This is a genomic window from Vibrio sp. 10N.261.52.C11, from assembly GCF_041471405.1.
GTDB lineage: Bacteria > Pseudomonadota > Gammaproteobacteria > Enterobacterales > Vibrionaceae > Vibrio > Vibrio crassostreae_C.
In genome coordinates, this window is sequence record NZ_JBFROI010000036.1 from 171260 (window position 1) to 183545 (window position 12286).

Genomic DNA, 12286 nt, shown 5'->3' on the forward strand with positions numbered 1-12286 from the left:
GTAGAATACTTATTTAAAGGCTTTAGTTCGTTTGAGTGGTTAGGCTCAAGTCTAAAGCGCTTAAATAAGTAGACAGGGCAATTAGCTACCCTGTCTACAGACTGCTTTTGATGAATTAAGTTCGTTAATTCTTTAGCAATTGCATTGTGCTAACGAAATTAGTTAGCAACGATGTTTAGAAGCTTACCTGGTACGAAGATGACTTTACGGATCGTTAAGCCATCTAGGAACTTCTTAGCGTTCTCATCGTTCAGACCAAGCTCACGAACCTGCTCTTCTGTTGCATCAGCTGCCACAGTTAGCTTCGCACGCAGCTTACCGTTGATCATAACAACGATAGTCTTCTCGTCTTCAACTAGCGCTTTCTCATCGAAAGTTGGCCATGTTGCTGAGTCTACGTTTGATTCACCAAGTGCAATCCACATTTCGTAAGAGATGTGTGGAGTCATTGGGTAAAGCATGCGTACTACCGCTTTTAGCGCTTCATCAAGGATTGCACGATCTTGTACAGATTCTTGAGGCGCTTTCGCCAGCTTGTTCATCAGTTCCATGATTGCAGCGATTGCCGTGTTGAACGTTTGGCGGCGGCCAATATCGTCCGTTACTTTCGCGATAGTCTTGTGGATATCACGACGAAGTGCTTTTTGGTCGCCAGATAGAGCAGAAGCATCCACAGATTCAGCGGCACCTTTAGAAGAGTGAGCGTGAACCAATTTCCAAACACGTTTAAGGAAGCGGTTAGCACCTTCAACGCCAGACTCTTGCCATTCAAGCGTCATGTCTGCAGGTGATGCAAACATCATGAATAGACGTACTGTATCAGCACCGTACTTGTCTACCATCTCTTGTGGGTCGATACCGTTGTTTTTCGACTTAGACATTTTGATCATGCCTGAGTGTTCAACTTCACGGCCTTGATCATCGACTGCTTTTTCGATGCGACCTTTACCGTCACGTTCAACCGTTACGTCAGTCGGAGCAATCCACTCTTTAGTGCCTTTTTCGTTTTCGTGATAGAACGCGTCAGCCAGAACCATGCCTTGACATAGTAGTTGCTTGAACGGTTCATCAGACGTCACGTAACCAGCATCGCGTAGAAGCTTATGGAAGAAACGAGAGTAAAGCAGGTGCATACAAGCGTGCTCGATACCACCAACGTATTGGTCAACTGGTAGCCAGTAGTTTGCTTTCTCTGGATCTAGAATGTCATCAGCTTGTGGAGAACAATAACGTGCGTAGTACCAAGAAGACTCCATAAACGTATCGAACGTGTCAGTCTCACGTAGAGCGGGTTCGCCGTTGAATGTTGTTTCAGCCCAAGACTTGTCAGCCTTGATTGGGCTCGTTACGCCATCCATTACTACATCTTCAGGAAGAATGACTGGCAGTTGGTCTGCTGGTACTGGGTGAACTTCACCGTCTTCAGTGGTTACCATTGGGATTGGAGCGCCCCAGTAACGTTGACGAGATACACCCCAGTCACGTAGACGGAAGTTTACTGTCTTCTTACCTTTGCCTTCAGCTTCAAGCTTCGCAGCAATTGCATCGAATGCTTCTTGGAACGCAAGACCATCGAATTCACCAGAATCAAACAGTACACCTTTCTCTGTGTAAGCCGCTTCAGATACGTCTAGTTCAGAACCGTCTTCAGGTTTAATTACTGGGATGATATCGATGCCGTACTTAGTTGCGAATTCGTAGTCACGTTGATCGTGAGCAGGAACTGCCATTACCGCACCTGTGCCGTAATCCATAAGAACGAAGTTAGCTACGTAAACAGGAACAACACGGCCGTTAAGAGGGTGGATAGCCGTTAGGCCAGTATCCATACCTTTCTTTTCCATCGTTGCCAGTTCAGCTTCAGCAACTTTGGTGTTGCGACATTCGTCAACGAATGCAGCAAGCTCAGGGTTGTTCTTCGATGCTTTCTCTGCAAGAGGGTGACCTGCAGCGATACCAACGTAAGAAACACCCATTAGTGTATCTGGACGAGTTGTGTAAACTTCTAATGGAGCTTCTTCACCGTTAACAGTGAAAGATAGCTCAACACCTTCAGAGCGACCGATCCAGTTGCGTTGCATGGTCTTAACCATTTCAGGCCAACCATCAAGGTTATCTAGATCATCTAGTAGCTCTTGAGCGTACTCAGTGATTTTGATAAACCACTGTGGAATCTTCTTTTGTTCTACTGGAGTATCACAACGCCAGCAGCAACCATCTTCTACTTGCTCGTTTGCCAGTACCGTTTGGTCGTTTGGACACCAGTTCACAGAAGACGTCTTCTTGTACACTAGGCCTTTTTCGTAAAGCTTAGTGAAGAACTCTTGCTCCCAACGGTAGTACTCAGGTGTACACGTTGCGAATTCACGGTTCCAGTCGTAACCAAAGCCTAAAAGCTTCAGCTGGTTTTTCATGTACTCAATGTTTTCGTAAGTCCAAGGTGCAGGCGCTGTGTTGTTTTTAACCGCTGCGTTTTCTGCTGGTAGGCCGAATGCATCCCAACCAATTGGCTGCATTACGTTTTTACCTTGTAGGCGTTGGAAACGAGATACCACATCACCGATGGTGTAGTTACGCACGTGACCCATGTGCAGTCGGCCACTTGGGTAAGGGAACATAGAAAGACAGTAGAATTTTTCTTTGTTTGGGTCTTCACTTACAACGAAAGTCTCGCTGTTATCCCAGTGTTGTTGAACCTTTTGTTCAATCTCTTGCGGGTTATATTGTTCTTGCATCGATGGTATCCGGTTATCTTGGAATTTGTGAGTTCGGTTAGAACAGAATCTTACAGATCGTCATAGAATACCTAAAGGAGCCTAGTACAACAATAGTTATACCCTTCATACTTGCAGTTGCTGCCTAGTAGATGGCGTAATTTTCACTGAATTTCGCTGGGCAACTATACTTAAGAGTATGAATTGCATTTGTTTGTGAGCGGGAGTGCATTGCGACACATCCGTTTGCACGCGTAAAAGTTGGTTATCTTAAGGAGGTTGTTATGCCGAAGAAAAAAGCGCTCTATGAAGAAGTCGTCGAAGAGGTGATTGAAACGCTGAAGCATAGCCCTGAAGAGCTCAACAACAAAATCGAAACGTCGGGCAAGTTTGCGAAAGCAGCTAATGATATGACTAAAGATGAGCTTTCATTGATCTCTGCCTACGTGAAGTCGGACTTAAAAGAGTTTTCCGAAAGCTATGAAGAGAGTAAAAGCGGTCCATTCTATTTGATGATTGCGGACTCTATTTGGCAAGGGCTGTTGGATATTACTGATCGTACTAAGGTGGAATGGGTTGAACTGTTCCAAGACTTAGAACACCAAGGCTTGTATCAAGCGGGTGAAGTCATTGGCTTGGGAACCTTAGTATGTGACGAGTGTGGTCACCAAACCGAATATAACCACCCAACCAATATCATTCCATGCATTAAATGTGGTTCTAAAGGGTTTAGTCGTAAAGCCCTTAAACCGTAAGCTTCTGAACCATAGCGTATCAACGCAAAACCACAGCAATGAAAAAGGGTTGACCCGATCAGTCAACCCTCAAATCACTTTTCGTCGAATCTAGCTTTTTGGCTTTCTAATTACCCAACCAATCACCAAGCTGAGCATCGCCCAGATATACAGTGGCCAAGTACCTACTGTGTGATAAGGCGTTTGACCATCCGTTGAAATGAGTTCAGCTTTTAACACTGCCGTTTCAAACTGAGGCACTTGCTTGATTATATTGCCTTTGTAATCAGTAACTGCCGTCACACCGTTGTTGGTCGAGCGAATAACCGGCTTACCAAGCTCCAGAGCACGCATCTGTGCAATTTCCATATGTTGCAGAGGGCCAATCGAACGACCAAACCACGCATCGTTAGAGAGCGTTAAAATAAAGTCAGTCTCGTCGGTTACGTTCTGTCTAACTTGATCATTAAAGATGATCTCATAACACAGTGCCGGCGCTAAGTGACGACCATTTGCCACTATGTTTGGTTGAACAAAGTCGCCACGGCTAAATGATGACATTGGCAAGTTAAAGAAAGGTGCTAATGGACGCAAGATATCTTCAAACGGCACAAACTCACCAAATGGTAACAGGTGGTGTTTATGGTAGCGTTCGTCTGGATCGTAGCTGTACTCACCGTATGGATTCACACCGAGAGAAAGAACACTGTTGTAGTATTTCTTATCTTCAGACTGATTCAGCACACCGGTAATGATCGAACTGTTGTTCATCTTCGCTGCGCTATCCAAGTTACGTAGGAAAGATGGGATCTCAACTTCGAATGCTGGAATAGCCGCTTCAGGCCAGATGATGATATCCGCTCCCCAGTTTTCTCTGCTTAGGTCGGTGTACTTCATCATGGTTGGCCAGCGATGACTCGGTAGCCATTTACTGTCTTGATCGACGTTGCCTTGTATCAAGACGACTGACGTGGTTTTTTCAGGGTTCGGCGTGACCCAGTCGATGTTGCGAATACCAAAGCCTGCACTAAATACGACGGCGGGAATGAGAGCGATGCTCCAAGCCCGGTTAACAATCGCATAAGTGAATGCAGAGGCTGAAACAATGATCGCTAAAGTTACTAGCTCTACGCCGCCAATCGGTGCAAATGAACCCAATGGCGAATCGATTTGGCTGTAGCCTAACCAAAGCCAAGGGAAGCCCGTCATTACCCAGCCACGCAGCCAATCACAGACTAGCCAGAATGCAGGAGCTGCAAGGAAAAAGCGGCTTAGGTTATTGGCAGGGAAGAATTTATTCAAACCCCAGGTAAATAGCCCTGAATAAACGGCTAGGTAGCCAACAAGCAATGCCATCAAAAATAGGTTGGCTGCCAGTGGCATGCCGCCAAAACCATCAATGCTGACGTATACCCAGCTGATACCTGTGGTGAATTGACCTAAACCCCATGCGTAGCCAATCCAAAGCGCACTTTTAGGAGAGCGGTTGTGGATCAGTAACAGCAACAAAGCTGGGCTGAGAATAGCAAGAGGCCATATAGAGTATGGAGCGAATGAAAGGGTGGTTATAGCGCCAACAAAAACGGCCGCAAGCGGCCGTAATAGGCGATGAATAAAGGTGTTAGTCATCTAATTTCTGTCATCTCTTTAGAGAGAAGTTGTTATTCTTCGATAGTCGGAAGAGGCTGTTCGTCAGGAATGGTTACCTGTAGCTGAATCACACGACGGTTATCTGCTGATGTTATTTTGAAATGGTAGTTTTCGATTTCTACAATTTCGCCACGAACCGGCAGGTGGCCGAGTGCTGTCATAACCATGCCGCCTACCGTATCCACTTCGTCGTCACTAAAGGCAGTGTTAAACGTATCGTTGAACTCTTCAATAGTGGTTAAAGCTTTTACAGAGAAGGTATGCTTACTCAGCTTACGAATATCTAGCTCTTCTTCATCGTCGAACTCGTCTTCAATTTCACCAACGATTTCTTCGAGGATATCTTCAATGGTTACCAGGCCAGAAACTCCACCAAACTCATCGACAACGATAGACATGTGGTAACGCTCTTCTTGGAACTCTTTAAGCAGGCGATCAACTCGCTTACTTTCAGGAACAACCACGACAGGGCGAATCACTTGTTCGATATCAAATGGAGCACTTTCTGAACCCAAATACTTAAGTAGGTCCTTCGCTAATAGAATGCCTTCAACATGGTCTTTATCTTCACTGATCACTGGGTAGCGAGAGTGTTGAGCATCAGTAATGAGCGCAATCAATGTATCTAGATCATCTGTGCGTTCAACTGTAACCATTTGAGAGCGAGGCAGCATGATATCGCGTACTCGCATCTCTGAAATTTCCATAACACCCTCGAGCATGTCGCGTGTGTCGTGGTCAATTAGGTCATTAATTTCTGAGTCGCGGATTACATCTACGAGCTCTTGGCGATCTTTTACTTCACCTTGAAATAGTTGGCCTAGGCGTTCAAAGAAGGACTTTCTACTCGGACCTTCAGATTTTTTACTTCCCTCAGAAGTGGGGGGGTTACCTTCGTTCATGATTTCTCAAAAAATAACGCTATCAGAAGTGTGATAGCACACGTTACAACTCAGATTCCTGTGAAAATCACAGGTTCGATGAGTTATTGTTTCTCTGCAACCTACTTTACTAGAATCAATTTACTTTTCTAGAATGTAAGGGTCTTCAAACCCCATAGATTGCATGATTTCTGTCTCGAGTGACTCCATCTCTTCAGCTTCATCATCTTCGATATGATCATAACCTAGCAGATGCAGACTGCCATGTACAACCATATGAGCCCAGTGTGCTAGCAGAGGCTTACTTTGCTCTTCTGCTTCTTTTTCGACAACTTGGCGGCAGATAATGAGGTCGCCCAGTAGATCTAACTCGATCCCTGGAGGAGCCTCGAATGGAAAAGACAACACGTTAGTTGGCTTATCTTTGCCACGATATTCATGATTGAGCTGGTGGCTTTCTTGTGTATCAACGATACGAACCGTCAACTCAGCGTTCTCTTGAAACTGAGGAATTGTCTTGTCCAACCAAAGCTGAATATCTTGCTCAGTTGGAAGACCTTGCTCATTTTCGACCGCTAATTGCAGGTCTAGTTCAATAGACATCTATTTATCACCTTGTTCTGCAATTACAGAGCTATTTTGTGTTGCTAATTGTGTCGTAACTACCTGCTGAGCCTCAAGAAGTTTGGCTTCACGCTCTTCACGTTTACGCTTTTCAAACTCTTTGCGCTCTTTCTGGTCTTTTGCTTCCCACTTCTCGTATGCGTTGACGATACGAGCAACTACAGGGTGACGAACGACGTCTTCAGACATGAAGAAGTTAAAGCTAATGTCGTCGACTTCATTGAGCACTTCAGTCGCATGGCGTAAGCCTGATTTTGCACCACGAGGTAAATCGATTTGCGTAATATCACCTGTGATCACAGCGCGTGAGTTAAAACCGATACGGGTTAAGAACATCTTCATCTGTTCTACCGTGGTGTTTTGGCTCTCATCAAGAATGATAAACGCATCATTCAATGTACGACCACGCATGTAAGCCAGTGGCGCAACTTCAATTACGTTACGTTCAATCAGCTTCTCAACTCGCTCAAAGCCAAGCATCTCAAACAGCGCATCGTAAAGTGGACGTAAATATGGGTCTACTTTTTGGCTTAAATCACCCGGTAGGAAACCAAGCTTCTCACCGGCTTCAACAGCAGGACGAGTCAGTAGGATTCGGCGAACCTCTTGGCGTTCAAGTGCATCAACTGCTGCAGCAACGGCTAAGTAGGTTTTACCTGTACCTGCTGGCCCAATACCAAAGGTGATGTCATGAGTCACCATGTTCATTAGGTACTGTGCTTGGTTTGGCGTTCGAGGTTTGATGACGCCTTTTTTAGTCTTAATGGTCACTTCTTTGCCGTAGTCAATTTCAGACTCGACGTGTTGCTCCAAAATGCCTGACTCGGTGATCGCCAGATGTATTTGCTCTGGTTCGATATCGATTATGTTGCCTTTAACTGGAGCCGTTTCAACATAGAGGTGTTTGATGATGTCTAAAGCTGCGGCTGTAGTGTGAGGCTTACCAACAATGGTGAAAAAGTTGCTACGGTAATTAATCTCAACGCCCAGACGACGCTCAAGATGCTTGATGTTGTCGTCAAATGGTCCGCATAAACTTGCCAAGCGCTTGTTGTCTGCTGGTTCTAGATTTATCTCTAAGGTAACGATTTTATTGCTCAAATTAGCCTCTCATTTTGTGCCACTCACTCTTAAATAAAACAAAGAGCAAAAAGCCCGATTTAGACCGGGCTTCTGATGGTGATATCCCTATTTCTAAGATGGTCACTTAGTTAGGTAATTTCAAGCTTTGTGTTTGCGCTTTGTGCTCAAACAGTTGTATTGCCTATGGCGTAAATGTCGCTACACCTAGCTCGTCTTCGCGTTTTGTGTTCGCCATCATTTGAGTCGGCGAGATCACGCTGCGAAGATCCATGTCTTTCTCAGTACGTACTATTTCACCACGGAGTGAGTTAGCAAATACTTCTGTGATTTTCACGTCTACGAACTGGCCGATAAGGTCAGCAGAACCTTCGAAGTTCACTACGCGGCTGTTTTCAGTACGGCCGCGAAGTTCCATTAGGTTCTTTCTTGATGGGCCTTCAACAAGGATACGTTGCTCTGTGCCTAACATTAGACGAGAGAAACGCATAGCTTGTGTGTTTACCGTTTGCTGCAGTTCGTACAGACGATCTTTCTTCTCTTGTGCTGGTACATCACATGGGTAATCTGCCGCTGGCGTACCTGGACGTGGAGAGAAAACAAAGCTGAAGCTCATATCGAAATCAACGTCTTTAATTAGCTTCATTGTATCTTGGAAGTCTTGCTTAGACTCACCAGGGAAACCAACAATAAAGTCAGAGCTGATTTGAATGTCAGGGCGAGCTTTACGCAGTTTACGGATAATAGATTTGTACTCGATAGCCGTATGTGGGCGCTTCATCATCGTAAGAATACGGTCACTACCACTTTGTACTGGTAGGTGAAGGAAGCTCACTAGCTCTGGTGTGTCTTTGTAAACTTCAATGATGTCGTCACCAAACTCAAGCGGGTGGCTTGTTGTGAAACGAATACGGTCGATACCGTCGATAGAAGCAACAAGACGAAGCAGTTCTGCGAATGAACAGATATCGCCTTCGTGTGTTGGACCGCGGTATGCGTTTACGTTTTGACCTAGCAGGTTAACTTCACGTACGCCTTGCTCTGCAAGTTGAGCAACTTCGAAAAGTACATCATCCATTGGACGGCTAACTTCTTCGCCACGTGTGTATGGTACAACGCAGTAAGTACAGTATTTAGAACAACCTTCCATGATAGAAACGAACGCCGTCGCGCCTTCAGCTTTTGGCTCTGGCAGGTTATCGAACTTTTCGATCTCTGGGAAAGAGATATCCATTACTGGCTTTTCGTTAGACAGTGATGATTTAATCATCTCTGGCAAACGGTGTAATGTTTGTGGGCCAAAGATAACGTCTACGTAAGGTGCACGTTGACGAATGTGATCACCTTCTTGAGTCGCTACACAGCCACCCACACCGATCACCACACCTTCTTTTTTATCTTTAAGCGTTTTCCAACGACCAAGCTGGTGGAATACTTTTTCTTGCGCTTTTTCGCGGATAGAACAAGTATTCAATAGTAGTACGTCTGCTTCCTCAGGTACTTCAGTTAGCTCATAGCCATTTGCAGCGTTAAGCAGGTCGGCCATTTTTGATGAATCATATTCATTCATCTGACAGCCCCAAGTTTTAATTAGCAGTTTCTTACTCATTATATGTTCGCTCGATCGTTAGTTTAATTTAAGGGAGCAAATCGCCCATTATTCATCCGCTAGCCCCGTTTGTCATAATTCGGTATTCAATTTTATGACAGGCTCTAGCGGCAAGCGGCGTATTGTACTGGTTTCAAAACCGACTGACTAGTAGTCTGAACAAATCTCTTATGTAGTGGTTTTTATTATCGTTAACGCCATATGCCATAAGGGATAACCCTTTTTTCGAATAAGGTTTTTGGTTACAAGTTAGTTATGAAAAAGTACAATCAAAAACAGTCAAAGAATCAAACTGATAAGTACGAAATATGAACAGTTACGATATTGTAGTAGTCGGTGGCGGCATGGTTGGCGCAGCAACAGCAATCGGTTTTGCAAAGCAAGGTCTGAGTGTTGCGGTGATCGATGGTTTTGCCCCACAAGCTTTTGATGAATCGCAAGCGATGGACATTCGTGTGTCAGCGATTTCTCAAGCATCGGTCGATTTGCTTGAAGATCTTGGTGCATGGCAAAGTATTGCAGCAATGCGAGTGTGTTCTTATAAACGTTTAGAGACGTGGGAGCACCCAGAGTGTCGTACTCGATTTGATGCTGCCTCACTAGACCTTCCTCGTTTGGGCTATATCGTTGAGAACAGACTCATTCAATTAGGCTTATGGTCTCAATTTGATGCCTACGACAATCTCGAACTGTTATGCCCAGAAAAGCTCGATGTGATTGAGTTTGGTGAAATCAATATCGTAAAGCTTCAATCAGGGGCTGAGTTGTCTGCGAAGTGGGTGGTTGGTGCTGATGGTGCGAATTCAGCCGTTCGCCAACAAGCTGGAATTGGCATCACGGCTTGGGATTATCGACAACACTGTATGCTTATCAATGTAGAAACAGAACAACCTCAGCAAGATATTACTTGGCAGCAATTTCTACCAAGTGGCCCTCGTTCATTTTTGCCTTTGTGTTCTCTAACCTCTGACGGTCAAGAAGTCGGGCTGGGCTCGTTAGTTTGGTATGATTCTCCACTGCGTATTAAGCAACTGTCAGCAATGGCCCCTGAAAAACTACGTAACGAAGTACTTACTCACTTTCCTAAAGAGTTAGGTGATATCAAAGTCTTGAATTCGGGTTCTTTTCCTCTGACACGACGTCATGCTCAATCATACTCGAAGAATAACTGTATTTTGGTCGGAGACTCTGCGCATACCATCAACCCTTTGGCTGGGCAGGGTGTTAACTTAGGCTTCAAAGATGTATCAGTACTGCTGGATGTCACCAAAGAAAAGGGTGAATTGAACCAGTCTGTAGCAAGACGCTATGAAGTGATAAGAAGAGGCGACAATCTAATGATGCAAAGTGGCATGGATTTCTTCTACAAGACATTCAGCAACGACATTGGCCCACTGAAATTTGTACGTAATGCTGCTCTAAAACTAGCTGAAAATTCAGGCCCGATTAAAGCTCAAGTATTGAAATACGCTTTGGGTCTCTAATTGAGCGTTTAAGACTGCTTATGAAAAGAAGGAGAGCGAATGCTCTCCTTTTTTGTATCAGATGACTACTATCGCTGTTGCGTCACACAAACCGGTGCATCGATCTCTAAAGAGTACCCTGTATAAACCAAAGACCCATCTTCATTATCTCGCTTGAATGAGGTGATGTTGTTGGAGTGCTGGTTGGCGGCGATAAGCCATTTCCCATCGTTCGTTATATGGAAGTCTCTTGGGAATTTGCCTTCAGTGTCGTAGCTATCAATGAAAGTCAGCCTTTGAGTCTCAGAGTCGATTTTGAAGCTACTGATTCTTGATTGGTGTCGACATGACACATAAAGGAATTGCTCATCAGGCGATAGCTTAATCGCAGCTGCGGCTTCTCCCTTCTCCATATTAGGCAATGCATCAATCTCTTCCACTACATTCCAAATGCCTAAAACCTTTTCCAAAGTCAGCAACGTTTCAGAGAGTTCACAGACCACATAGGCTCTGTCTTCAGCTTTGTTAAAGATTAAATGGCGAGGTCCATTGCCGGCGGGCACCTTAATAGACTGCATTGGCTCATCAAGGAACTCTTCTTGCTCTTCATCAAAGCAATAGAAGTTGATGCGATCGGTGCCGAGATCGACAGTCACAAACTGTGGTGAGTTTTGTAAGAACAGGCATTGATGGGCGTGTGGGCTAGTTTGTCTCTCTTTGTTTGGCCCGGAACCAACCATCTGGATTGTTTTGAGTCGTTTATCGATGCTGCCGTTGATACTTAAGCTAAAAATATCGAATGTGCCTGATGAGTATTGCGACGTGATAGCAAACTTATTGTGTGGATCTATCGCGACGTGACAAGGGTGATCTCCCGAGATGAGGCTTGTATTGTGTGTTAGCTGTGAATCAACATTAGGTATATGAATGAGCTGGGGCTGTTTTTGCTGGTCCACTTCCGATGCAGTATAGATCCCAGTCTTTGTTACAGTAATAAAAGAGGGGTTAGTACATTTGATGATCAGCTCTAGAGGTAATAGTTTTCCTGTTTCTAGATCTAACTGAGTTTGATAAACACCTTGGCTTTTACTTGGTGTATCTGTGTAGCAACCGATCGTTAAGGGGAGGGGTTTCATAGGCTAGTCATACTCAATTAGAAAATGGAGCTGACATTGTCTTATAAAATCGTATTAAAAGTGAGGTTATAGAAGAGAATACTTGGTGACTTGGCTAGCAGATTTGCATATTCCAGATAAAACAAAACCCAGCTAAAAAGCTGGGTTCTATTTAATAATGGTGCGGTCGGAGAGACTTGAACTCTCACACCTCTCGGCGCCAGAACCTAAATCTGGTGCGTCTACCAATTCCGCCACGACCGCAGCAAATCTTTATAGTCATACTGAATATTGGTGATTCAATAAAACGTTGTATAAGTGGTGGCTACTGCGGGATTTGAACCTGCGACCCCATCATTATGAGTGATGTGCTCTAACCAACTGAGCTAAGTAGCCAATAATAAATCTAATCGATT

At 44.6% G+C, this 12286-nt stretch carries 9 protein-coding genes and 2 tRNA genes; 2 read left to right on the forward strand and 9 right to left on the reverse strand.

The features are described 5' to 3' along the window. Nucleotides 1-158: 158 nt before the first annotated feature. Entirely contained in the window at nucleotides 159-2735 is a 2577-nt protein-coding gene (gene leuS / locus AB4323_RS15695) for a leucine--tRNA ligase (RefSeq protein WP_372152848.1), read from the reverse strand. Nucleotides 2736-2998: 263 nt separating this feature from the next. Between leuS and AB4323_RS15700 the strand changes: the two genes are divergently transcribed. Then, a complete protein-coding gene (locus AB4323_RS15700; protein ID WP_017062329.1) occupies nucleotides 2999-3469 on the forward strand; it encodes a zinc ribbon-containing protein in 471 nt (156 codons plus the stop codon). A gap of 90 nt (nucleotides 3470-3559) precedes the next feature. On the opposite strand, the gene lnt is transcribed toward AB4323_RS15700, so the two are convergent. The 5 genes from lnt to miaB form a co-directional block, all read right to left on the reverse strand. After that, nucleotides 3560-5077, reverse strand: a complete 1518-nt coding sequence (gene lnt, locus AB4323_RS15705; protein ID WP_017064170.1) for an apolipoprotein N-acyltransferase — start codon at nucleotides 5075-5077, stop codon at nucleotides 3560-3562. Nucleotides 5078-5109: 32 nt separating this feature from the next. After that, nucleotides 5110-6000, reverse strand: a complete 891-nt coding sequence (corC, locus tag AB4323_RS15710) for a CNNM family magnesium/cobalt transport protein CorC (RefSeq protein ID WP_012603382.1) — start codon at nucleotides 5998-6000, stop codon at nucleotides 5110-5112. 120 nt (nucleotides 6001-6120) lie between these two features. Further along, a complete protein-coding gene (ybeY, locus tag AB4323_RS15715; RefSeq protein WP_012603383.1) occupies nucleotides 6121-6582 on the reverse strand; it encodes an rRNA maturation RNase YbeY in 462 nt (153 codons plus the stop codon). Continuing rightward, nucleotides 6583-7704: a PhoH family protein gene (locus tag AB4323_RS15720; RefSeq protein WP_017064169.1), complete on the reverse strand. Its 1122-nt coding sequence runs from the start codon at nucleotides 7702-7704 to the stop codon at nucleotides 6583-6585. A gap of 163 nt (nucleotides 7705-7867) precedes the next feature. After that, nucleotides 7868-9292, reverse strand: coding sequence for a tRNA (N6-isopentenyl adenosine(37)-C2)-methylthiotransferase MiaB (miaB, locus tag AB4323_RS15725; RefSeq protein ID WP_017064168.1), 1425 nt, complete (start codon nucleotides 9290-9292; stop codon nucleotides 7868-7870). A 308-nt stretch (nucleotides 9293-9600) separates the two neighbouring features. Here miaB and AB4323_RS15730 point away from each other — a divergent pair, with 308 nt between their 5' ends. Further along, nucleotides 9601-10776, forward strand: a complete 1176-nt coding sequence (locus AB4323_RS15730; protein WP_372152850.1) for a 2-octaprenyl-3-methyl-6-methoxy-1,4-benzoquinol hydroxylase — start codon at nucleotides 9601-9603, stop codon at nucleotides 10774-10776. Nucleotides 10777-10844: 68 nt separating this feature from the next. On the opposite strand, the gene AB4323_RS15735 is transcribed toward AB4323_RS15730, so the two are convergent. The 3 genes from AB4323_RS15735 to AB4323_RS15745 all read right to left on the reverse strand — a co-directional run bounded on the left by AB4323_RS15735 (nucleotide 10845) and on the right by AB4323_RS15745 (nucleotide 12266). Beyond that, on the reverse strand, nucleotides 10845-11891 hold the full coding sequence (locus tag AB4323_RS15735) for a lactonase family protein (protein ID WP_017071286.1): 1047 nt from the start codon (nucleotides 11889-11891) through the stop codon (nucleotides 10845-10847). Nucleotides 11892-12049: 158 nt separating this feature from the next. Further along, a tRNA-Leu gene (locus tag AB4323_RS15740) sits at nucleotides 12050-12134 on the reverse strand. A gap of 55 nt (nucleotides 12135-12189) precedes the next feature. Then, nucleotides 12190-12266 (reverse strand) — tRNA-Met (locus AB4323_RS15745). Nucleotides 12267-12286 lie beyond the last annotated feature (20 nt).